22 protein-coding genes are annotated in these 20,435 nt (G+C 63.9%); 8 read left to right on the forward strand and 14 right to left on the reverse strand.

Features of this window, described 5'->3' with window-relative positions; translation table 11 throughout:
- Positions 1–48: 48 nt before the first annotated feature.
- The 4 genes from ACVIW0_RS29385 to ACVIW0_RS29400 form a co-directional block, all read right to left on the reverse strand.
- Complete coding sequence (locus ACVIW0_RS29385; RefSeq protein ID WP_461355527.1) at positions 49–1,155, reverse strand: efflux RND transporter periplasmic adaptor subunit; 1,107 nt, start codon at positions 1,153–1,155, stop codon at positions 49–51.
- A gap of 328 nt (positions 1,156–1,483) precedes the next feature.
- Complete coding sequence (locus ACVIW0_RS29390; protein ID WP_461355528.1) at positions 1,484–2,809, reverse strand: MFS transporter; 1,326 nt, start codon at positions 2,807–2,809, stop codon at positions 1,484–1,486.
- 237 nt (positions 2,810–3,046) lie between these two features.
- Positions 3,047–4,210 carry a winged helix-turn-helix domain-containing protein gene (locus tag ACVIW0_RS29395; protein WP_461355529.1) on the reverse strand — a complete coding sequence of 388 codons (1,164 nt, stop codon included), beginning with the start codon at positions 4,208–4,210 and terminating at the stop codon, positions 3,047–3,049.
- Between the two features lie 75 nt (positions 4,211–4,285).
- Positions 4,286–4,528 (reverse strand): hypothetical protein, encoded by a 243-nt coding sequence (locus tag ACVIW0_RS29400; protein ID WP_461355530.1) that lies wholly within the window; start codon positions 4,526–4,528, stop codon positions 4,286–4,288.
- A 157-nt stretch (positions 4,529–4,685) separates the two neighbouring features.
- On the opposite strand from ACVIW0_RS29400, the gene ACVIW0_RS29405 reads away from it, so the two are divergent.
- Complete coding sequence (locus ACVIW0_RS29405) at positions 4,686–5,315, forward strand: OmpA family protein (RefSeq protein WP_461355531.1); 630 nt, start codon at positions 4,686–4,688, stop codon at positions 5,313–5,315.
- A gap of 56 nt (positions 5,316–5,371) precedes the next feature.
- Here ACVIW0_RS29405 and ACVIW0_RS29410 read toward each other — a convergent pair whose 3' ends face one another.
- From ACVIW0_RS29410 to ACVIW0_RS29420, 3 genes are all read right to left on the reverse strand, one after another.
- Complete coding sequence (locus ACVIW0_RS29410; protein WP_461355532.1) at positions 5,372–6,676, reverse strand: phospholipid carrier-dependent glycosyltransferase; 1,305 nt, start codon at positions 6,674–6,676, stop codon at positions 5,372–5,374.
- A gap of 341 nt (positions 6,677–7,017) precedes the next feature.
- Positions 7,018–7,506: a VOC family protein gene (locus tag ACVIW0_RS29415; RefSeq protein ID WP_461355533.1), complete on the reverse strand. Its 489-nt coding sequence runs from the start codon at positions 7,504–7,506 to the stop codon at positions 7,018–7,020.
- A gap of 30 nt (positions 7,507–7,536) precedes the next feature.
- On the reverse strand, positions 7,537–7,959 hold the full coding sequence (locus tag ACVIW0_RS29420; protein WP_461357460.1) for a VOC family protein: 423 nt from the start codon (positions 7,957–7,959) through the stop codon (positions 7,537–7,539).
- 517 nt (positions 7,960–8,476) lie between these two features.
- Here ACVIW0_RS29420 and ACVIW0_RS29425 point away from each other — a divergent pair.
- Positions 8,477–10,003, forward strand: a complete 1,527-nt coding sequence (locus tag ACVIW0_RS29425; protein ID WP_461355534.1) for an amidohydrolase family protein — start codon at positions 8,477–8,479, stop codon at positions 10,001–10,003.
- Positions 10,004–10,129: 126 nt separating this feature from the next.
- On the opposite strand, the gene ACVIW0_RS29430 is transcribed toward ACVIW0_RS29425, so the two are convergent.
- Together ACVIW0_RS29430 and ACVIW0_RS29435 are read right to left on the reverse strand one after the other, a co-directional pair.
- Positions 10,130–10,867 (reverse strand): enoyl-CoA hydratase/isomerase family protein, encoded by a 738-nt coding sequence (locus ACVIW0_RS29430; RefSeq protein WP_461355535.1) that lies wholly within the window; start codon positions 10,865–10,867, stop codon positions 10,130–10,132.
- Between the two features lie 94 nt (positions 10,868–10,961).
- Positions 10,962–11,486 (reverse strand): cupin domain-containing protein, encoded by a 525-nt coding sequence (locus ACVIW0_RS29435; protein WP_050424019.1) that lies wholly within the window; start codon positions 11,484–11,486, stop codon positions 10,962–10,964.
- A gap of 167 nt (positions 11,487–11,653) precedes the next feature.
- On the opposite strand from ACVIW0_RS29435, the gene ACVIW0_RS29440 reads away from it, so the two are divergent.
- On the forward strand, positions 11,654–11,869 hold the full coding sequence (locus tag ACVIW0_RS29440; RefSeq protein WP_461355536.1) for a CsbD family protein: 216 nt from the start codon (positions 11,654–11,656) through the stop codon (positions 11,867–11,869).
- Between the two features lie 53 nt (positions 11,870–11,922).
- Here the strand turns inward: ACVIW0_RS29440 and ACVIW0_RS29445 are convergent, their stop codons facing one another.
- The 3 genes from ACVIW0_RS29445 to ggt are packed head-to-tail and all read right to left on the reverse strand — an operon-like array spanning position 11,923 to position 15,046.
- A complete protein-coding gene (locus ACVIW0_RS29445; RefSeq protein ID WP_461355537.1) occupies positions 11,923–12,930 on the reverse strand; it encodes a D-2-hydroxyacid dehydrogenase family protein in 1,008 nt (335 codons plus the stop codon).
- Between the two features lie 45 nt (positions 12,931–12,975).
- Positions 12,976–13,434, reverse strand: a complete 459-nt coding sequence (locus tag ACVIW0_RS29450; protein WP_461355538.1) for an FKBP-type peptidyl-prolyl cis-trans isomerase — start codon at positions 13,432–13,434, stop codon at positions 12,976–12,978.
- A 25-nt stretch (positions 13,435–13,459) separates the two neighbouring features.
- Positions 13,460–15,046, reverse strand: a complete 1,587-nt coding sequence (ggt, locus tag ACVIW0_RS29455; protein ID WP_461355539.1) for a gamma-glutamyltransferase — start codon at positions 15,044–15,046, stop codon at positions 13,460–13,462.
- Between the two features lie 183 nt (positions 15,047–15,229).
- Between ggt and trhO the strand changes: the two genes are divergently transcribed.
- Complete coding sequence (gene trhO / locus ACVIW0_RS29460; protein ID WP_461357461.1) at positions 15,230–15,982, forward strand: oxygen-dependent tRNA uridine(34) hydroxylase TrhO; 753 nt, start codon at positions 15,230–15,232, stop codon at positions 15,980–15,982.
- Positions 15,975–16,187, forward strand: a complete 213-nt coding sequence (locus ACVIW0_RS29465; protein WP_461355540.1) for a SlyX family protein — start codon at positions 15,975–15,977, stop codon at positions 16,185–16,187. The genes trhO and ACVIW0_RS29465 overlap by 8 nt, the downstream gene beginning before the upstream one ends.
- Positions 16,188–16,217: 30 nt before the next feature.
- Here ACVIW0_RS29465 and ACVIW0_RS29470 read toward each other — a convergent pair whose 3' ends face one another.
- Positions 16,218–17,105 (reverse strand): LysR family transcriptional regulator, encoded by an 888-nt coding sequence (locus ACVIW0_RS29470; RefSeq protein WP_461355541.1) that lies wholly within the window; start codon positions 17,103–17,105, stop codon positions 16,218–16,220.
- A gap of 398 nt (positions 17,106–17,503) precedes the next feature.
- On the opposite strand from ACVIW0_RS29470, the gene ACVIW0_RS29475 reads away from it, so the two are divergent.
- The 3 genes from ACVIW0_RS29475 to ACVIW0_RS29485 all read left to right on the forward strand — a co-directional run bounded on the left by ACVIW0_RS29475 (position 17,504) and on the right by ACVIW0_RS29485 (position 19,923).
- Positions 17,504–17,917 carry a TadE/TadG family type IV pilus assembly protein gene (locus ACVIW0_RS29475; protein ID WP_456798826.1) on the forward strand — a complete coding sequence of 138 codons (414 nt, stop codon included), beginning with the start codon at positions 17,504–17,506 and terminating at the stop codon, positions 17,915–17,917.
- Between the two features lie 62 nt (positions 17,918–17,979).
- Complete coding sequence (locus ACVIW0_RS29480) at positions 17,980–19,578, forward strand: TadG family pilus assembly protein (protein ID WP_461355542.1); 1,599 nt, start codon at positions 17,980–17,982, stop codon at positions 19,576–19,578.
- Between the two features lie 54 nt (positions 19,579–19,632).
- Positions 19,633–19,923 carry a PilZ domain-containing protein gene (locus tag ACVIW0_RS29485; RefSeq protein ID WP_461355543.1) on the forward strand — a complete coding sequence of 97 codons (291 nt, stop codon included), beginning with the start codon at positions 19,633–19,635 and terminating at the stop codon, positions 19,921–19,923.
- Positions 19,924–20,145: 222 nt separating this feature from the next.
- On the opposite strand, the gene ACVIW0_RS29490 is transcribed toward ACVIW0_RS29485, so the two are convergent.
- Complete coding sequence (locus tag ACVIW0_RS29490; protein ID WP_212017518.1) at positions 20,146–20,331, reverse strand: hypothetical protein; 186 nt, start codon at positions 20,329–20,331, stop codon at positions 20,146–20,148.
- Between the last annotated feature and the right edge of the window lie 104 nt (positions 20,332–20,435).

Below are 20,435 nucleotides of genomic sequence, written 5' to 3' on the forward strand. Positions count from 1 at the left end.
CAAAATTGCTTTGCAATTCTGTCGCGGGCCCCTCGCAATGACGCGGGACTAGAACGACAGCGACGACACGACCCGGACCTTCTGGCTCGGATCGAGTTTCTGCACACCGAGGGCGACCACCTTGGCGCCGTCGTCGACACCGCCGGTGATCACGACATTGTTGCTCTCATAGGCCTTCACCTTGACCGGCTTCAGCGCGATGTCGCCCTTGTCGTCGACGATGTAGAGCGAGGGATCGCCGCCCTGGCTGTACAGCGCCGACAGCGGCAATTTGGCGACGCGCTCGCTCGCCTTGTCGGCCAGGGTCAGGGTTGCGGTCATGCCGAGCGAGACGGCGTCGTCGGCGTCCGGCAGCGAGAATTTCGCGAGATAGGTGCGGGTGGCGGGATCGGCCTGCGGCGCGACCTCGCGCAGCTTCGCGGCGTAGGTCTTCTTCGCGTCCGACCATAGCGTCACCGTGGCAACGCCCGACCTGGCACGAGCGAGAAGCGTCTCTGGGATCGCGACGACAGCTTCCTTCTCGCCAAGTCGGGCGACACGGATCGAGGCCTGGCCCGCGGCAACCACCTGGCCGGGCTCGATCATGGTCGCGGTGACGACACCCCGGGTGTCGGCCACCAGCGTTGCATAAGAGAGAGAGTTCTTGGTCAGCTCGACCGAACGCTCGGCGCGGTTCAGCCGCGCGCGGGCCTCGTCGCCGGCCGCCTTGGCGGAATCGAGCGCGGCATCGGTGGTCCAGCCCTTGGCCTTCAGGTCCTTGGCGCGCTGCTCGGCGGCCGCGGCCTGCGCCAGCACGCCGGTGGCGGCGCGGAATTCGGCCTCCGCCTGCTCGGCCTGCAGCTTCAGATCCACCTCGTCGAGGGTGGCCAAGGGCTGGTCGACGTCGACTGTCTGTCCGACCTCGACCAGCCGCTTGGCCACCTTGCCGGCAACCCGAAAGCCCATATCGGCTTCGATACGGGGCTTGATGGTGCCGACAAAGCTGCGCGCGGGGGTTTCAGCTTCGTAATGCACGGTCGCCACCAGAACGGGGCGTCCCGGATCGGCGGTTTCGGCCGCTTTTTCGTTGCAGCCGGCCAGCGCGAACACCGCGAAAGCCAGCGCCGCTCCGGTTAAGAGCCTGTAGTAGCTCGACAAAACGGAACGAACGAACATCTGAAATCTCCATCGGGCTGACGATTGATGAAGAGTATCGATTTATCACTGATGAATGTCAATATTCGTCAGTGATAACCAATTCGTGAGGTTGGCCAGGATGGGCCCGGGATCGGCCGGGACTTAAGGGGATCTCGCGCGGATGGGCGAAGCGACTGGGCAAGTCCGGCGTAGCCCGGATGGAGCGCAGCGTAATCCGGGGTTCATGCCACGCGAGAGCGGCCCCGGATTACGCCGCGCTCCATCCGGCTACGCACTGTGCATGGGGTTGTTTTCGATTTTTTGTTCGAGCCGGCGACGAGGGTGCCGGTCCCGGATTGGTGCGTCGCTACTTCGCGCCTGCGAACTCAGTCTTGGTTTCGTGGCTGCCCAGGAACACCAGCAGCCCCGCTGCGAGCGGCAGCAGCGCCAGCACCAGCAACCCGGTCGACATGCTGCCGGTTGCCTCCTTCACCCAGCCGATCAGATAGGGTCCGAGGAACCCGGCGAGGTTGCCGATCGAGTTGATCAGCGCGATCGCGCCGGCGGCCGCGGTGCCGGACAGCCAGGCGGTCGGCAGCGTCCAGAACACCGCAAAGGTGCAGAACACGCCGATCGCGGCGACCGTCAGCACGACCATGGTCGTGGTTGGATCGGTGATGTAGCTGGAGACGCCGAGCGCCAGCGCGGTCAGCAAGAGCGGCGCGCCGACATGGAATACGCGCTCGCGCGTGGCGTCCGAACGCCGCGCCCACAGGATCATCGCGACCGTGCCGAACGCATAGGGGATTGCAGTGACGAAGCCGGTCTGCGCGTTGGTGAGACCGAACGCTTTCACGATCTGCGGCAGCCAGAACTGCATGCCGTAGAGCGAGCCGACGAAGCCGAAATAGATCGCGCTGAGTGCCAGCACCTTCGGCGAGGCCAGCGCTTCGAACAGCGTGAAGTGCTTGGCGGCCTGCTTGGCCGCGAGCTCGGCATCGAGCTTCGCCTTCAGCCACGCTTTCTGCTCGGCCGAGAGCCAGTCGGCCCGTTCCGGCCGGTCGGTGAGATAGAACCAGGTGACGATGCCGAGCAGCACCGAGGGCACGCCCTCGATGATGAACAGCCACTGCCAGCCCTTCAGGCCCATGACACCGTCGAGCCCGAGCAGAAGCCCGGAGATCGGCGCGCCGATCGCGGTCGAGACCGGGACGGCGATCGCGAAGGCGGCAAGGAACCGCGCACGATATTCGGCCGGATACCAGTAGGTGAGATAGAGAATGATGCCGGGGAAGAAGCCGGCCTCGGCCACGCCGAGGAAGAAGCGCAGCGCGTAGAAGCTGTGCTCGTCATAGACCGCCGCCATCAAGGCCGAGAGAATGCCCCAGCTCACCATGATGCGGGCGATCCATTTGCTGGCGCCGAACCGCTCCAGCGCCAGATTGCTCGGCACCTCGAAGATGAAATAACCGATGAAGAAGATGCCGGCGCCGAACGAGAACACCAGCGGCGAGAACTTCAGCTCCGCGTTCATGGTGAGGGCGGCGAAGCTGAGATTGACGCGGTCGAGATAGGAGAAGAAGTAGGCCAGGATCAGGAACGGGATCAGCCGCCAGGAAATCGCGCGGATCGTCGACGTCTCGACTTCGCTGCGGGCGCCGCTGCTAGGCACGATGGTCGCGGTCTGGCTCATCTGTATCCCCCCGAAATATTGCTTGCCTTGACGATTATTGATTGGCAGCGGCTTGAGCAATCGAAAAAATCGCGCCGATCAAGGACGCAATAAACGGCGCAGGAACGCGTAGGATTGCGCAACGTCGTTGCGATTGATGCCGCGAAGACGCAATTCATCATGCAACATTGCGCCTCGTCGAGGCCGCAGCACGTTTCGTGCGTCCTGCTGGCTCGCAATGATGCGATGCAACAGATCTCAATCCGCCAGCTGGAAACGCTCGAAGCGGTCGAGCTCTTCCTCGATGCGGCGCTTCAGCTCCTTGCGCGAGGCCTGCTTCTTGCCGTTGCCGACCCAGCTCCATTTCTGCATCAGGAGCTTCTTGTTCTGCCGGTCGGTCTTGAGGTCGAGCGCGGCGACGATGTCGTCGCCGACCAGCACCGGCAGCGCGAAATAGCCGAACAGGCGCTTCTCCTTCGGCACATAGGCCTCGAAGCGGTGGCCATAGCCGAAGAACAGCTCGGTGCGCTTACGCTGGATGATCAGCGGGTCGAACGGCGAGAGGACGTGCACCAGGGACGGATCCCCCTCGCCGGTCGCGTCCAGCACCTCGGGCTGCGCCCAATGCTCCTGCTTGCCGGCGCCATCGAGCGCGATCTGGACCAACTCCTTGCGGCGCACCCTCGCCTCGATCAGGCTGCGCACCGGCTTCTTGCTCGGCGCGTCCAGGTGGCAGATCGAATCCAGGCTGACGATGCCTTGCGAGCGCAGCGCGCGGTCGAGCAGATAGGCCGTCCGGGCCGAGGCCGGCGCCGGCGTCGGCGGCTTGTCCCAGCCGAAATGCCTGCCCATCAGCTCATAGGTCTTCAGCATGCCGTTGCGCTCGCTGATCGTCACCACGCCGCCATAGAAGGCGAGTTGCAACGCCCGTTTGGAGGGTTTCCGGCTCTGCCAGAGATGCTCCTTCTCGGTCAGCACGTCGTCGTCGATGTCGCGGATGGTCAGCGGCCCCTCGCGCAGCAGCCGCATGATCTTGCGGGTGTCCGCCGGGGTCACCGACGAGAACCATTTATGGCCGTCGCGCTTGTGCGCCCTCATCGCCGGCAGGAAGATCTTGATGTCCTTCGACGGCACGTAGGACAACGCGTGAGTCCAGTATTCGAACACGCTCTTGTCCCGGCTCTGCGCCTGCTTGAGGTCGGCGCGGCGATAGTCCGGAATCCGGGTGAACAGGATGTGGTGATGGCAGCGCTCGATCACGTTGATGGTGTCGATCTGCACATAGCCGAGATGGTCGACCGCGGCAGCCACGGCTGAGGGCCCCACGCCGAATGGCGCCTGTATATCGAGCCGCTGCGCACGCAGCCAGATGTGGCGGGCGGCAGCGTTGTTCAGCGATAACGGTTCGGCGGCGCGGGGCATTGCCCCGGCAATGTAGTGAGATTCGCGGCGCTGTGGAGAGCCGCGCGAGGGAAATCAGCCGCGCGGCAGGACCGGCTATGCCGGTCCGACGACCCGCCGCAACCAGGGAACGTCGCGTATCGCCGCCGCGAGCGCGGCGCCCTCCTGATTGAAGACCCGGGATGCATGACCGCCGACCGGAAACCAGCCGCTGCCGTCTTCGACGTCCCGCCGATACTCCTCGAAACCAATGGTCCCGTCCGGGCGCAGGAAGATATCGACGCAGCGCGCGGCATCCTCGTCATTGATCGAGCGAAGCACGCGATTGAGCTGTGCCATGTTGCTCGCCCTCTCCGTTGCCACCTGCCTGCAGGGGCTCCAGCAAATCGAACCGTGACCTACGTCACATACGGGACTTTGAACCGGCCCTAGGTTCCCGGCATCAAAACGACAGCAAGCCGAGACCGGCTGGCCGCGTATTTAAGGACGAAAACCCATGACCCGCTCCTTTTCCTTGTCTCTTTTGACAATCGGCGCTGCGCTGTCGATGACGGCGGGCGTTGCACTGGCCGGCAGCGACACCGTTCCGGCCGCCCAGATCCTCAATGCGCTGAAGCCGAAGTCGGCCACCCGCAGCCTCTCCGGCGCGCCGGCCGACCCGGCCTCGATGGCCAGGGAGACGAGCTTCCTCAACACCGTCCGCAACCGGCAGACCCGTTCGCTGTCGCTGGGCGAGCGTCAGGAGATCGCCGACATCGCCGCCAACAAGCCGAAGATCGATCTGGAGATTCGCTTCGACTACAACTCGGCCGACATTGCCAAGGGCTCGACCCAGGCGGTCCAGGAGCTCGGCAAGGCGCTGTCGGATGCCAGCATGAGGGGCTCGACCTTCGTCGTCGCCGGCCACACCGACGCGATCGGCAGCGAGGCCTACAATCAGGACCTGTCGGAGCGCCGCGCAGACACCATCAAGAAATATCTGGTCGAGCACTACGGCCTGAACGGCTCGGATCTCGTGACCGTCGGCTACGGCAAGACCCGGCCGAAGGACCCGAACGCACCAATGGACCCGACCAACCGCCGCGTGCAGGTCGTCAACATGGATACCAAGACGGCGCAGCAATAATCACCCGCGCGCGATCCGCCTGCTTCCCGGCAGGCGGATCGATTGATCCCACGCGTTCAAATCCAGTTCTGGAACAGCATCAGCCGATTGAAGGTCGCCATCGACGTCCCGATACCGGCGGCCGTGACCGGCAGCATAGCGACGAAACCTGCGCACGCGACCGCCACGAAAGCCCATAACAGCCAGCGCGGCGCGCCCTTCCGCGTCAGGGCGTAGACCAGCACGAAGCTCGCGGTGGTCGCCGCCGGAAGATAGTAGTAGATGAAGCCGAGCGTGCGCGGCAGCAGCGCCCAGGCGAGATACGGGCCGAGGTAGAACGCCAGCACGAGAAACGCAGTACGGCCGCGCCCGACGATCCAGTCGCGCAGCGCGACGATCAGCGCGATCAATGCCGGCCACAGCACCAGCGGGTTGCCGAGACACACGATCGCGGCGAAGGCGTCGTCACCAACCTTCTCGAACAGAAACCAGACCGGGCGCACCAGCAACGGCCAGGACGGCCATGCGCTCATATAGGTATGGCCTGCGATCGCGGTCGTGGTGTTGTCGGCAAAGATGCGGCGCTGCGCTTCGATGAGGCCGGACCATGAGAGACCGTAGAGCGGCACGAACGTCGCCAGATAGACCGCTGATGGGACCAGCACGAAACAGGCGATGAAGTGCGCAAGACGGAAATCCGGCCACAGGTCCGGCCGGTACCAGTCCTCCGCGCCGGCGTCGGCAAAGCGGGTGCGCCAGCCCTGCATCAGGCGGATCACCGCGACGATGGCGATGCAGGTCGCGAGCCCGAACAGGCCACTCCATTTGCACGCACTCGCAAGCCCCGCGGCCAGTCCCGCCAGCGCGAACGCGGTGTGCGGCCGTTGCTGCCTGAAGCCATGGATGAAGGCGGCGACCGCGAACAGGCAGAAAGCGAGCGCGAAAATATCCAGCATCGCAATCCGCGCCTGCACGAACAGCATCTGGTTGAAGACGGCGAGCAGCACCGCCGCAACCGCGCGCTCCTGCGATGCGAACAGCGCAAGCGCGCCGAGATAGACCGCGACCAGCGCCAGCGCCCCGAACAACGCGGCCGGATAACGCCATCCAAGCGGCCCGTCGCCAAACGTCTTGATCGAGAGCGCGATGATCTCCTTGGCAAGCGGCGGATGCATCGGGTTGAGGATCGGGTCCTCGGTCACCGGCAACAGCATCTGCCGCGCCGCCGGCACGTAATGCACCTCGTCGAAATAGAGCTTGTCGGGCGTCGTGATCCCGAGCAGCAGCACGACATGGGCAACGACGAAGATGATGGCCGCAACGATTGCGGTGCGCGCGGCGGGACGAAGCAGAACGGGCGGAGATTTGGATACGATACTCAAAGGGCAAGCACGGTGCGAGAGGAACGCAGCTTGCGACACTTATACGATATCGGCTCCATCCGCGATCCGTCGCCACGGTCACGTGATGGAACCATCGATCGCCCGGCTCGCCACCTTTCCCACCAGAGGAGAAGGTGGGCAAGCTTGCCGCCTCGACCATATCGGACCCGTCATCCTGAGGAGGCCGCAAGGCGGCCGTCTCGAAGGATCGACGGCCACCAGCCCGGCCGTGCATCCTTCGAAAGGCGCCCATCGGGCCGCGCTTCGCGCGGCCCCGTCGGCGCTCCTGCAGCGACAATGGCAAAGCCATTGCGCGGGATGACGGATCCAACAGCGTGGCCTTAGGCCGCCGCTTCGCCTTCATAGGCCCGCCGCAGCGCTTCGACATCGAGCTTGATCATGCCGAGCACGGCCTGCATCACGCGCGCGGCGCCTGCGGCGTCGGACCCGCCGAGATACTGGCGGACCGCCGCCGGCACGATCTGCCAGGCCACGCCGTAGCGATCGCGCAGCCAGCCGCATTGCTCCTCCTTGCCGCCATTCGCCAGCAGCGCGGCCCAGAGCCGATCGACCTCGGCCTGATCGACGCAGTCGATCGCGAACGAGACCGCGTGGGTGTGTTCCATCCGCATCCCGCCGTTCAGCGCCATGAAGCGCTGACCAGCGAGCGTGAATTCGACCAACAGCACCGTACCGGCCTTTCCGCCGGGGCTGTCGATGACATTCTTCTGGACCGTCTCGATCCGGGAACCGGGCAGCAGCGAGACATAGAGGTTCGCGGCCTCCTCGGCCTCGCCGTTGAACCACAGGCAAGGAGATACTTTGGACATGCGTGAGCTCCGTGTGATGGCGGGAAGCGATCAGGCGGTGGCCGCTGCGGCCTGCCCCTTCGTTGCGGCTTCGAGGTCCATCCACATCACTTCCCAGATATGCCCGTCGGGATCCTCGAAGCTGCGGCCATACATGAAGCCGTAATCCTGCTTCGGCGACGGATCGGCGCTGCCGCCCGCGCCCTTCGCCTTGGTCACGTAGCCGTCGACGGCGTCGCGGTTCTCGGCGGAGAGGCAGATCAGCACTTCGCTGCTGGTCCTGGCGTCGGCGATGGTCTTCGGCGTGAACTGCCGGAATTTGTCGTTGGTCAGCAGCATGACGAAAATCGTCTCCGAAATCACCATGCAGGAGGCGGTGTCGTCGGAGAACTGCGGGTTCTTGGTCGCGCCGATCGCCTCGTAGAACGCCGTGGCACGGGCGAGATTGCTGACCGGCAGGTTGACGAAGATCATTTTGGGATTGGCCACGAGAAGAACTCCTGTTGGCGGGGTTGTTGTACCCCGAGGACGAACCGGATAGCCGGATCCCGACATCCGCTGTAAGAAATTTTAGCCCGTCATTCCGGGGCGATGCGGAGCATCGAACCCGGAATCTCGAGGTTCCGGGTTCGTGCTCCGCACGCCCCGGAACGACGGTGTGTTATCAGGTCACGATCGGCGCCGGCATGGTCAGGAACGCCCGCGCGACGTGCCAGAACAGGTCGCGATTGGCGGCAAGCGCCGCGAATGATCTGACGACGTCATGGTTCGCCTCCCTTCCGGATTTCTTCTTATCGATCCGGTGCGATCGAACATAGCAGCGTGCGCGCGGCGCGGCGAGCAAACGCGATGCCGGTATCTCACCATGACAAATTCGATGCACGATTTTGTGAAAGCGGCTTGCGGCAATCGGCGCGGACGGCGGACGGACTTGGTCCTAGTCTCCGCAGCGATCCGACCGGAAATATCCGGCGAGACGCGGGAGTGAAGAATGAGCAGCAATCTCACCGACGAAGAACTTGCCGCCTTGATGCCCTCCGAACTGTGCCGGTACCAGACCCCGATCCCGACCCAGATTGTCTCCAGCGACGAGTTCTATCCCGATCCGCAGAACGAACGGCAGCGCGAGGTCGAGGCGCGGCTGCTCGAGATGGCCGACGATCTCGGCGGCAGGCAGGGCCTCGATCGCCGAAAATTCTTCCAGACCGCCGCCGGCATGGCCGCCTCCTTCGTCGCGATGAACCAGGTTTATGGGCAGCTGTTCGACGTGACGCCGGCCGAGGCCGCGACGCCGGCGATGGCGCAGGAGCGCGCCAACACCCTGAAAGACCAGTTCATCATGGACATGCACACGCATTTCCTGCGCGACGACACCCGCATCATGGGCTTTGTGGAAATGCGCAAGGCGGTCGGCAAGGCCGGCTGGAACAAGGAGCTCAACGATCACGAGCAGACCGTCGAGGATCTCAAGTTCAACAACTACAAGAAGGAGATGTTTCTCGATTCCGACACCAAGATCGCGCTGATCTCCTCGGCGCCCTCGGACATCGAGCAGGACTGGTTCCTGACCAACGAGCAGATGGCCGACGCGCGCAAGAAGATGAACGACGAGGCCGGCTCGCGGCGCGTGTTCTGTCACGCGATCTTCACGCCCGGACAGCCCGGCTGGCTCGACAAGCTCGATGCGGCCCTGGCCTTGAGGCCGGAATCCTGCAAGGGCTACACGATCGGCGACAACACCCACAAGGAGATCAGCCGCTACCCGTGGCGGCTGGACGACGAGAAGGTCGCCTACAAGGGCTATGAGAAGATGGTGAAGGCGGGAATCAAGAATGTCTGCGTCCACAAGGGACTGTTCCCGCCCGGGATCGAAAAGCAATATCCGAACCTGCGCGGCTTCGCCGATGTCGCCGACGTGGGCCAGGCGGCCAAGGACTGGCCGCGGCTCAACTTCATCATCTATCACTCGGCCTATCGCCATGTCGGCGGCGATCCGAAGGTCGCGCTCGCCGAGTTCGAACGCACCGGCCGGATCGCCTGGACGAGCGACCTCGCCGACATCCCGGCGCAGTACGGCGTCAACAATGTCTATGGCGATGTCGGGCAGTTGTTCGCGACCACGCTGGTCGCCGAGCCCAATGTCTGCGCCGCGCTGATGGGCACCCTGATCAAGGGGCTCGGCGTCGACCATGTCTGCTGGGGCACCGACGCGCTGTGGACCGGCGCACCGCAATGGCAGATCGAGGGCCTGCGGCGGCTGGAGATCCCCGAGATGATGCAGAAGAAGTTCGGCTATGCGCCGCTCGGGCCCGCCGACGGGCCGGTGAAGACCGCGATCTTCGGCGACAACAACGCCCGGCTCTACAACATCCAGCCGAAGCGCGCGATGCTTGACATCAAGGGCGATCGCTTCGCGATGATGAAGGCGCAGTATGAGAAGGCCGGCCCAGAGCCGTCGAACACGCGCTACGGCTATGTGGTGCCGAACAGGCCGATCGATCACACGGTGTTTGCGTAGTCTCTCCACCCGTCATTCCGGGGCTCGCGCAGCGAGAACCCGGAGTCCATCTGGCCGCACACTCTGTCGTGAAATGGATTCCGGGCTCGTGCTTCGCACGCCCCGGAATGACGAAAGGAAAAAGCGCTACTTCCCCGTAAACCTCGGCTTGCGCTTCTCAGCGAAGGCCTTGACGCCCTCCCTGAGATCTTCGCTGTCCTTGACCTCATCGAGCAGCCGCCGCACGTCGGCGACCGTCTCCAGCGGCCCCTTCGGCATGGCGTCACGGGCGAGCTTCTTCAGCGCGCGCACCACCAGCGGCGCGTTGCCCGCAATCTTGGCGGCCATCTCCTGCGCCATGGCGACGTGCTGCCCCTTCGGCGCGACCTTGTTGACGAAACCGATCTGGAAGGCGCGTTCCGCCGACATCTCCTCGCCGACCAGCAGAAACTCCATGGCGATCTTGTGCGGCATCCGTGCCATCACCGATGAGACGCCGCCGGCGGTCGTGCCGATCTTGCCCTCGGGATAGATGAAGCGCGTGGTCTCCGACGCCACGCACAGATCGGCCATCTGGACCAGCACGAAGGCCCCGCCGACCACCCAGCCCGACGTCGCCGCAATGACCGGCTTGTCGAGCTCGACGCCGAGGCCAGGTACCGCGTGCCACATATTGACGGGAAGGTCGGCGACATCGGCGCCGACGGAAAAGTACTTCTCCTCGGCGGACGCCAGCACCGCGACGCGATCGTCGCTGTCCCGAAACCGTAGCCAGGCGTCACGGAGCTCCGTACACAACGCGTTGTTCAGCGCATTGTGCTTGTCGCGGCGATCCATCGTGATGGTCGCGACATGGTCGGCACTCTCGTAGCGAACGAGCGTCATGCTGGCCTCCTCTCGGCACCGACGTTCCCCGGTGCGCGATTGCGCACCTGAGGTTCGATGCTGCGCATCGTCCCGGAATGACACTACTGGTTTATTATTTTTTTTCGTCGGGATGCCGGTGCACCGGATCGACCCACAGCACGTTCTCGGGCTTCTCGACCGGCTCGATGTCGAGATTGATCGCGACCGCCTCGCCGTCGGAGCGCACCAGCACGCATTCCAGCACCTCGTCGGGGCTGGCGTTGATCTCCTGATGTGGGACGTAGGGCGGCACGAAGATGAAATCGCCGGGCCCGGCCTCGGCGGTGAATTGCAGCTTCTCGCCCCAGCGCATCCGCGCCTTGCCCTTCACGACATAGATGATGCTTTCGAGATGGCCGTGATGATGCGCGCCGGTCTTGGCGTCCGGCTTGATGCTGACGGTGCCCGCCCACAGTTTCTGCGCGCCGACCCGGGCGAAATTGATCGCGGCCTTGCGGTCCATGCCGGCGGTCGACGGCACGTTCGGATCGAGCTGGTTGCCCGGAATCACGCGGACGCCGTCGTGCTTCCAGCGCTCGTCGTCATGATGGTGATGACCGTGGTCGTGGGAATGGGTGTGATCGTGGGAACCGCTCATCATTCTTGCTTTCATTGGCCAGATATCGTGGCCGGAACGCTACCGAAAACCACGCGCACAGGCGAGCGCAAAATCGGAACAATGCCGAACCGGAACATCGCCATGTCTCGGCGCGTTAGGTCGGCGTATTCCCGCGTTAGGTCAGCGTATTCCAAAGGAGTCATTTCATGGGTAGCACGACTTACAAGATCAAGGGTACCGCCAACGAGGCGGTCGGCAGGTTCAAGCGGCGTCTTGGCAAGCTCACCGGCTCTCCGGCGATGCAGGGCAGAGGCGTGATCCTGGAAGCCAAGGGCAAGGGACAGAAGGCGCTCGGCGGCATCAAGAACATCGTCAGACATGCCGTCGACAGGGTGACCGCAGCGACCCATCGGACTCGCTGAACGATGAGACGGCCGGCCCGTTGAGCCGGCCGTTCGAGCATTCGCGACGCTGGTCAGCCGCGCGGGCCCGGATGTGCCAGCACATGCGGGTGTGCCAGAACATCCGGGTTGACCACATTGGTCGGCGCACCGGCCGCATAGGCTACGATCTGATCGAAGATATCGGTGAACTGGATCTCGTATTCGTCGCGCGAGACGTAGCCGAGATGCGGCGTGCAGACCACATTGTCCATGTTGAGCAGCGGGTCGGCCGTGTCGCGCAGCGGCTCCTTCTCGTAGACGTCGATCGCGGCCATGCCGGGACGGCCGGCGCGCAGCGCGTCGACCAGCGCGCCCGGCTCGATCAGCGGCGCGCGGCTGGTGTTGACGATCAGCGCCGTCTCCTTCATCCGCGCGAGGTCTTCCGCCTTGACGATGCCGCGCGTCGCGTCGACCAGCCGCATATGCAACGACAGCACGTCGCAGCGGGCGAAGAAATCGGCCTTGCTGGCCGCGGTTTCGTAGCCGTCGGCGCGCGCCTTCGCGAGCGCGCCCTCGCGCGCCCAGACCAGCACGTTCATGCCGAACGCCCTGCCATAGCCCGCGACCACGGCGCCGATACGCCCGTAACCGTAGATGCCGAGCGTCTTGCCGCGCAGCGTATGGCCGACACCGATCTGCCACTTGCCGGCCTTCAGCGCCACCATCTGCTGCGGGATCGCGCGCATCGCCGCCAGGATCAGGCCCCAGGTGAACTCGGCGGTCGCATAGGACGGGGTATCGGCATGCTGGCTCGACGACACGATGATGCCGAGCCGCGTGCAGGTGTCGATGTCGATATGCGGATAGACGCTGCGCTGGCTGATCAGCCTCAGCTTCGGCAGCCGTTCGAGCAGCGGCGTGCGGATCTGGGTGCGTTCGCGGATCAGCACCAGCACGTCGGTGTCGGAGAGCCGCTCGGCAAGCGCGTCGACGTCCTGGACATGATCGTTCCAGATCGTGACGTCGTGGCCGTCGAGCTTGTGGAAACAATTGAGAGTGCGCAGCGTGTCGAAATAATCGTCGAGGATCGAGATCTTCATCGCTGCGCCCTCTTGTCGTGGGCCGGTTACTTGGCGGCCGGTGGCTTACTTTACACCAAGCAGTTCGACGTCGAACATCAGCGTGGCATTCGGCGGGATCACGCCGCCGGCGCCGCGCGCGCCATAGCCGAGGTTCGGCGGGATGATCAGCGTGCGCTTGCCGCCGACCTTCATGGTGGCGACGCCTTCATCCCAGCCCTTGATGACGCGGCCCTGGCCGATCGGAAACTCGAATGGCTCGTTGCGGTCGACGGAGGAATCGAATTTCTTGCCCTTCTGGCCGTTCTCGTAGAGCCAGCCGGTGTAATGCATGACGCAGGTCTGGCCGGTCTTCGGCGAAGCACCGCTGCCGACCTTGCTGTCGATGATCTGGAGGCCTGAGGCTGTGGTCATGGGCTTTCCTGCGGTTTGAGCCGTTGCCGTTCCGCCGGCAACGGACGTGGAGACTGCCGCCGCAAGGCCGGCGAACGCAGTCCTGATGATCGTGCGTCGTGAAGATTGCATCCGGGGCGTCCTTCCCTGATTGATATTAATAGCCGAGCGCGCAGCCGTCCTTGCGCGGATCGGAGCCGCCGGTCAGCGTGCCCTTGTCCCAGTCGATCCAGATGCCCTGGCCGCCGCCGAGCGGGGCGACCACGCTGGTGGTCTTGTGGCCGATCTTCTTCAGGCCCTCGACGATCTCCGCCGGCACCGAGTCCTCGAGCTGGTAGACGCCCTCGTAATGCAGGCCGCGCGGCATGTCGATCGCCTCCTGCACGTCGCAGCCATAGTCCAGCATGTTGGTCAGCACATGGGTCTGGCCGACCGGCTGATACTGTCCGCCCATCACGCCGAACGACATCATGGAGCGGCCGTTCTTGGTCGCCAGTGCCGGGATGATGGTGTGCAGCGGACGCTTGCCCGGCGCGATGCAGTTCGGATGGCCGGGCTGGATGCGGAAGCCGCCGGCGCGGTTCTGCAGCAGGACGCCGGTCTTGTTCGAGACAATCGCCGAGCCGAACGAATGCGCGATCGAGTTGATGAAGGAGCAGACGTTGCGATCCTTGTCGACCACCGTGATGTAGACCGTCGACGGATTCATCGGCGGAGCCACGTTCGGCAGGTCGAGCAGGCCGTCCATCCGGATGTTCTTGATGTGCTCGTCGGCGAATTCGCGGGCGAGGATGCCGGCGACATCGACATGCACCTGCTGGGGATCGCCGATATGCTGCTCGCGCATCATGTAGGCGATGCGCGCGGCCTCGGCCTCGAGATGGAAACGCTCGACGCTGAGCGGCTTGAATTTGGTCAGGTCGAAACGCGACAGGATGTTGAGCATCACAAGCATGGTGATGCCGGGGCCGTTCGGCGGGCACTGCCAGACGTCGTGGCCTTTGTACATGGTGCCGATCGGCGCGGTGGTCTCGGTCGAATGCGCCGCGAAGTCTTCCAGCGTGTGCAGGCCGCCGATGCCGCGCAGCGTGTCGACCATGTCGGCGGCGATCTCGCCGCTATAAAAAGCGTCGCGGCCCTTTTGCGCGATCGCGCGCAAGGTCTTGCCGAGCTCGGGCTGGCGGATGACGTCGCCGGCGACCGCGGGCTTGCCGTGCGGCAGCAGATAGCGCTCGGTATTGGTGCCGTTCTTCAGCTTCTCGAAGCCGTTCTTCCAGTCGAAGGCGATGCGCGGCGCGACCACGTAGCCCTCTTCGGCGGCCTTGATGGCGGGCTGCAACAGGCGGTCGAAACCGAACTTGCCGTGATCCCTGAGGATCACGTCCCAGGCATCGATGGCGCCGGGAATGCTGACGGCATGTGCGGAGGTCAGCGGCACCGAATGGATCTTGCGTTCGAGATACCACTCGGCGGTAGCTGCCATCGGCGCCCGGCCGCTGCCGTTATAGGCCGTGATCTTGCCCTCGCCCTTCGGCTGGATCAGCGCAAAGCAGTCGCCGCCAATGCCGGTCGATTGCGGCTCGATGACGCCGAGCAGCGCGCAGGCCGCGACCGCAGCGTCGGCCGCCGTGCCGCCCTCGCGCATCACCTCGATGGCCACCAGCGCCGCCTCCGGATGGGAGGTCGCCACCATCGCGTTCTGGGCATGGACCGTGGAACGGCCGGCGAAATGGAAATTCCTCATAACGGAGTGCTCGCTTGATCGTGAGGGTCAGGTGTTTCCCGGCGGATGGCTGGCAAGGGATGCAGAGTACATGGCACATTCATCCCCGACAGGGCAATGCCTGGCATGCCAGAGGAATTATCCCGATTATGCATGGCTTTGCGGGGTTTCGCCGGTCTGATCGGCCTGATAAACCCCCGGACCATGCCGCTCAAGGTCGCCGCCTTCTACCAATTCGCCGCGCTGCCGGATTTCCGCGCACTGCGCGAGCCGCTGCGCGCGCTCTGCGCAGGCCTCGATCTCAAAGGCAGCGTGCTACTCGCGCATGAGGGCATCAACGGCACCGTTGCAGGCAGCTGCGACGGCATCGATGCCTTCGTCGCGGAGCTCAGAGACGGGCCGCTGTTCGGCGGGCGTCTCGGCAATCTCGAGCTGAAATTCTCCGAAGCCGCCAAGATGCCGTTTCAACGGCTGAAGGTGCGGTTGAAGAAGGAGATCGTGACGCTCGGCGACGGCACGGTCGATCCGACCCGGCAGGTCGGCACCTATGTCGACGCCAGCGACTGGAACGCACTCATCACCTCGCCTGACGTCATGGTGCTCGACACGCGCAACGCATTCGAGGTCGCGATGGGCACTTTCGAGGGCGCGGTGGATCCCAAGATCGCGAGCTTCGGACAATTCAAGGCCTTTGCCGCGCGCCAACTCGATCCCGCGAAGCACCGCAGGATTGCGATGTTCTGCACCGGCGGCATCCGTTGCGAGAAGGCCAGCGCCTATCTGCTCGCGCAAGGCTTCACCGAGGTCTATCACCTCAAGGGCGGCATCCTCAGATATCTCGAGGACATTCCGCGAGAGGACAGCCGCTGGCGCGGCGGCTGCTTTGTGTTCGACGAGCGTGTCGCGCTCGGCCATGGCCTGCACCAACATGGATACGGGGACGCCGTCCATGAGTGACGCTAGACTGAGCGAACGGATCGACGCGCTGGAGGTCCGCCTGACCTACCAGGACGAAACCATCGAGACGCTGAACCAGACCATCACAGCGCAATGGAAGCAGATCGACGCGCTGACACGCCAACTCGCCGAATTGCGCGACCGGCTTCAGGACGCCGAACGCCAGGCGCCGGGGCCCGCCAACGAGCGCCCACCGCACTATTGATCGGTGCCGCAGGATTGCTGCGGCACCGGACTACATGTTGCTCACCTGACGCATCGGCTTCGCGCCGCTGAAGAATAGGCTGGACAAACGCTGCACCATCGCCGTTGCGCGGCTGCCTTCGAGGCCCGGGCGAACACACAGCAGGCGCTTCTGGATCGGCAGCTCCGGAAGATAATAGTCCTTCGCCGAGACCAGCGAGGACGGCATGATCCGCTCGGGGCATGCCGTCAGGCCGTACCCGGCCCGTGCGGCTTCGAGTCGCAGCTGGTGGTTCGGGCTCCTGAACACGATCTTGTACGAGATGTTGTGCTTGGTGAGCGTCCGGATCATCCAATCGTCACCCGGCCACGCCAGGATCGGGATCGGGGCGCCCGGCCGCAGCACAAAATCCCTTGACCGTACCCAGACCGAACGCTCGTCGGCCTCGGCGGCGATGGTCACCTCGTCTTCGTTCTCGAGCGAAGGGTTGCTGTAGACGAAGGCGATGTCAATGTACCCGTCGATCAATCCCCTGATGACGATCGGCGACATGTCGGCGTGAACCAGCACGTCGGTGAGCGCATCGGCCGGATGGAGCTTGAGGAATTCCTCGGCAAGCATCGTGCTCATTCCCAGTCGCAATGGCTGGGGCCCTTCATGACTGCCGCCAAGTCGAAGCAGCTGATCGTTGGCTTCGAGGATTCGCCTGGCCTGCTGCACGGCAACCTTGCCGAGCTCAGTGGTCGTGGTGCCGTTTGCAGTTCTGACGAACAGCGCGCCGCCAATCAGGCTTTGCAGCCGCTTGACCTGGGAACTGATCGCCGGCTGACTGAGGCCAAGACGTTCACCAGCTTTCGACAGGCTTCCCGTCTCCGCAATCGCAACGACGGTACGAACAATTTCAGTAGGAATATTCAAATGCTGACGTGCTCTGTGCATCGCGGGCGCTCCAATCTCAGCACGGGACGCAGTACGATCTCCATAGTATGTGATTCAGCTATACTAACATTTGGTTGCACTTTCGTTTAGCCACAATAAACGGCCAACCCACTGCAATTGCAGCACATATGTATCGTTACGTGCATTACACCGCATAGCCGCGGGTATCGGGGCTGTTACATCTGCACGCACGTGCGTGATCGGGGGATACCGACACCCGGATTTTTACGGGCACTGCATCAAACATTTTGATCGCCTCATAAGAAATCGCGCACCCAATAACTACCGACGCAGTCATTGATCTGAATTGACGTCACCGATTCGCGAAAGCGTTTTCATAGTTTTCCTTAATCAAAGCCTCGCAACGTGACGCCGTAGTTTGCGTGTCGAGGTTTGCTATGACCAGTTTTTTTCGCTGTCGAAGCGGCGCTTCTGCTGTCGAATTTGCGCTGATGCTGCCGCTGTTTCTTGCCTTCATTTTCGGCATCATCGTATTCGGCTCCTATCTCGCCATGGTGCATGGCGTTCAGCAACTCGCCGCCGAGGCGGCGCGATCGTCGATCGCTGGCATGACCGATACCGAACGCAACAGCCTCGCGACCAACTACGTCACCGCCAACGCCGCGACCTATCCGTTGCTCGTTGCCAGCAATCTCACGGTCAATGCGGCGCCGTCGCCATCGAATGCCAACGTCTACGTCGTGACGGTCAACTACAACGCGGCCGGCAACTTCATCTACAAGCTGCCGTTCGTCCCCGCGCCGGCGAGCACCATCGTCCGCTCCGCGGCCATCCAGTACGGGGGGTTCTAGCATGACGGGCATCCTCATGCTGATGCGACGCTTCGGGCGCCGACGAACGCGGAAACTTCGCGATGATCTCGGCCGGCCTGATGACGCTGCTGATCGGGTGCGCCGGGCTTGCAATCGATCTCGGCACGATCTTCGCCGACCGGCGCAAGACCCAGAGCACCGCGGACCTCGCCGCGATCGTCGCCGCCGCCAATCTGAGCAATCCGGTCAACGCCGCCACCGCGACGGTGACACAGAACAACTATCCAGCCAGCGCGCTGGTCAAGGTCGAGACAGGGACTTACAGCGCAAACAGCGCGATCGCGCCACAGTCCCGCTTCGTGACCCCGGCGGTCGGCATTGCCAATGCCGCGCGCGTCACGCTGACGACCAAGACCCCGCTCTATTTCGCGCGCTATTTGACCGGCGCCAGCAGCTTCAACATCACGACCACCGCCACCGCGACATCGACCGAAATGGCCTCGTTCGCGATCGGCTCGAGGCTGCTTTCGGTCAATGGCGGCGTGCTCAACGGGCTGCTCGGCTCGATGCTCGGCACCACGCTGTCGCTCTCGGTGATGGACTACAACTCGCTGATCAGCGCCAAGATCGACGCCCTGGATTTCCTGTCGGCGCTGGCAACCCGGGTCAACCTGACCGGCGTCACCTATAGCGACCTGCTGAGCAGCAACATCAAGGTCGGCGACATCATCGCGGCCGCGCTGACGACGCAGCAGATCACCAACGGCGCGAACGCCGCGACGACCGCGCTGTCGACGATCTCCCAGGCCGTCACCGGCTCCTCGACCAAGATATCGCCCGGCACCCTGATCGACCTCGGCCCCTTTGCCAACCTCACGGTGGGCCAGAAGCCGAAGGTCGGCGCCAGCGTTTCGGTATTCGATCTCGTCAACACGGTGGCTCAGATCGCCAATGGCAACCATCAGATTGCAACTTCGGTCAATCTCGGCCTGCCCGGCATCGCCAATGTCTCCGTGATCGCAACGATCGGCGAACGCCCGGTCGGTTCGAGCTGGATCGCGATGGGCACCCAGGGCGTGAGCGTGCACACCGCGCAGACCAGGATCCTGGCGACCATCAATGTGCTCGGCTCCGGCAGCATCGCGTCGATCAATCTGCCGGTCTATGTCGAGGTCGCCTCGGGGACCGCGACGCTCAATGCGGTGTCGTGCGGCCATCCGAATATCAACACCTCGCAGGTCACGATCGGCGTGACGCCGGGGATCGTGGATGCCTGGATCGGCAATGTCACGGTTGCCGACATGACCAACTTCACGACCAAACCCAATCCGCCGCCGGCGACGCTGGCCACTGTGCTGGGCATCCCGATCACCGGCTTGGCCCATGCCGGCATGGGCAACCCCACGCCGACCAACGTCAATTTCAGCTACAGCGACATCCAGGCGGGGACCAAGAAGACGGTGACGACGACAAACTTCCTGACGTCGTTGACCAGCACCCTGCTCGGCGACCTCTCGCTCAACATCGCGGGCATTCCGCTCCCGGGATTGGGCGCGCTGGTGATGAGCATCCTGAGCGCCGTGACGGGCCCGATCGATCAGGTGCTGGCGACGCTGCTCTCGGCACTCGGCATTGGGCTCGGCCAGGTCGACGTTTGGGTGCTGGGCATCCGCTGCGACGGTGCCGTGCTGGTGAACTAATGCGCTGAGGGGAACGATCGCAACCGAGCATCAGGTCGGGGTAGGGAGACTGCCGTGAGTACAACAACAAGAAGATACAAGACCGACAGCCAGCGGACGCCCCTGATGAAGCGCGGAACGATCCTCTTCCGCAGCGCCAGCGTCGGATGCCTGGTGCTCAACATCTCGACCGACGGCGCCGGGCTCGCGCTGGAAAGCGACGAGGCCATCCCGTTCGCGTTCGATCTCGCGATCGAGAGTGAGCCGATCCGACGGCACTGCATTCTGGTCTGGCGTCTCGAGCGCCGGCTTGGCGTGACCTACGAATTCGACCGGATCCAGCGCCCCGAAAGCGGCCCGGTCTAGCCTGTCCCGACGATCACGACATGCGGGCGGCTTCGCCAGTCGAAGCCGCCCGCAAACACGTCATGCATACCGCGTCGGCTCAGCATCACGGCAATTCGCGCGCGACCATTGGGCGCCGGACCGCCAGCGCGGCGCGCGTCGAGCCGCCGCTGCGCGGCCAATCGTTCCCCGCGTGGTCGCCTTCATCTTGCATCGTGGTTAGCAAGCGCTGGGATATACCAGCTAATTGTCCCGATTGCCGTCGTGCTTCGACGGCGCGGGCTGCGTCACGCTGACCGGATCGGACGCCGGGAAGGTATCCTCCAGTCCCTCCTTGAGCCGGGAGCGCGCCTTGCGGTCGGCAGCCTGCGCCTCGTGCGGCTTCTCGGCGTGCTTGTCATGCGGGGCAGGATCGAATTTCTCGGTCATCTCGTCCCTCCATTCTAAGGGCAACGGCCGATGCAGAGGGGGGTTCCAGAACCGCCTTGGCCCATTGCGCCGCAGCGTGTATCAGGGGCGCAAATTTGACCGTG

The organism is Bradyrhizobium sp. USDA 4454 (assembly GCF_054822705.1).

Bases quoted from the DNA above. Each gene is read 5' to 3' on its own strand.
- ACVIW0_RS29470 (WP_461355541.1), bottom strand. From the start codon at position 17,105: ATGCACAGAGCACGTCAGCATTTGAATATTCCTACTGAAATTGTTCGT.
- ACVIW0_RS29440 (WP_461355536.1), top strand. From the start codon at position 11,654: ATGGGTAGCACGACTTACAAGATCAAGGGTACCGCCAACGAGGCGGTC.
- ACVIW0_RS29450 (WP_461355538.1), bottom strand. From the start codon at position 13,434: ATGCAATCTTCACGACGCACGATCATCAGGACTGCGTTCGCCGGCCTT.
- ACVIW0_RS29385 (WP_461355527.1), bottom strand. From the start codon at position 1,155: ATGTTCGTTCGTTCCGTTTTGTCGAGCTACTACAGGCTCTTAACCGGA.
- ACVIW0_RS29400 (WP_461355530.1), bottom strand. From the start codon at position 4,528: ATGGCACAGCTCAATCGCGTGCTTCGCTCGATCAATGACGAGGATGCC.
- ACVIW0_RS29405 (WP_461355531.1), top strand. From the start codon at position 4,686: ATGACCCGCTCCTTTTCCTTGTCTCTTTTGACAATCGGCGCTGCGCTG.
- ACVIW0_RS29390 (WP_461355528.1), bottom strand. From the start codon at position 2,809: ATGAGCCAGACCGCGACCATCGTGCCTAGCAGCGGCGCCCGCAGCGAA.
- ACVIW0_RS29420 (WP_461357460.1), bottom strand. From the start codon at position 7,959: ATGATCTTCGTCAACCTGCCGGTCAGCAATCTCGCCCGTGCCACGGCG.
- ACVIW0_RS29465 (WP_461355540.1), top strand. From the start codon at position 15,975: ATGAGTGACGCTAGACTGAGCGAACGGATCGACGCGCTGGAGGTCCGC.
- trhO (WP_461357461.1), top strand. From the start codon at position 15,230: ATGCCGCTCAAGGTCGCCGCCTTCTACCAATTCGCCGCGCTGCCGGAT.
- ggt (WP_461355539.1), bottom strand. From the start codon at position 15,046: ATGAGGAATTTCCATTTCGCCGGCCGTTCCACGGTCCATGCCCAGAAC.
- ACVIW0_RS29480 (WP_461355542.1), top strand. From the start codon at position 17,980: ATGATCTCGGCCGGCCTGATGACGCTGCTGATCGGGTGCGCCGGGCTT.
- ACVIW0_RS29475 (WP_456798826.1), top strand. From the start codon at position 17,504: ATGACCAGTTTTTTTCGCTGTCGAAGCGGCGCTTCTGCTGTCGAATTT.
- ACVIW0_RS29435 (WP_050424019.1), bottom strand. From the start codon at position 11,486: ATGAGCGGTTCCCACGATCACACCCATTCCCACGACCACGGTCATCAC.
- ACVIW0_RS29430 (WP_461355535.1), bottom strand. From the start codon at position 10,867: ATGACGCTCGTTCGCTACGAGAGTGCCGACCATGTCGCGACCATCACG.
- ACVIW0_RS29395 (WP_461355529.1), bottom strand. From the start codon at position 4,210: ATGCCCCGCGCCGCCGAACCGTTATCGCTGAACAACGCTGCCGCCCGC.
- ACVIW0_RS29425 (WP_461355534.1), top strand. From the start codon at position 8,477: ATGAGCAGCAATCTCACCGACGAAGAACTTGCCGCCTTGATGCCCTCC.
- ACVIW0_RS29415 (WP_461355533.1), bottom strand. From the start codon at position 7,506: ATGTCCAAAGTATCTCCTTGCCTGTGGTTCAACGGCGAGGCCGAGGAG.
- ACVIW0_RS29490 (WP_212017518.1), bottom strand. From the start codon at position 20,331: ATGACCGAGAAATTCGATCCTGCCCCGCATGACAAGCACGCCGAGAAG.
- ACVIW0_RS29445 (WP_461355537.1), bottom strand. From the start codon at position 12,930: ATGAAGATCTCGATCCTCGACGATTATTTCGACACGCTGCGCACTCTC.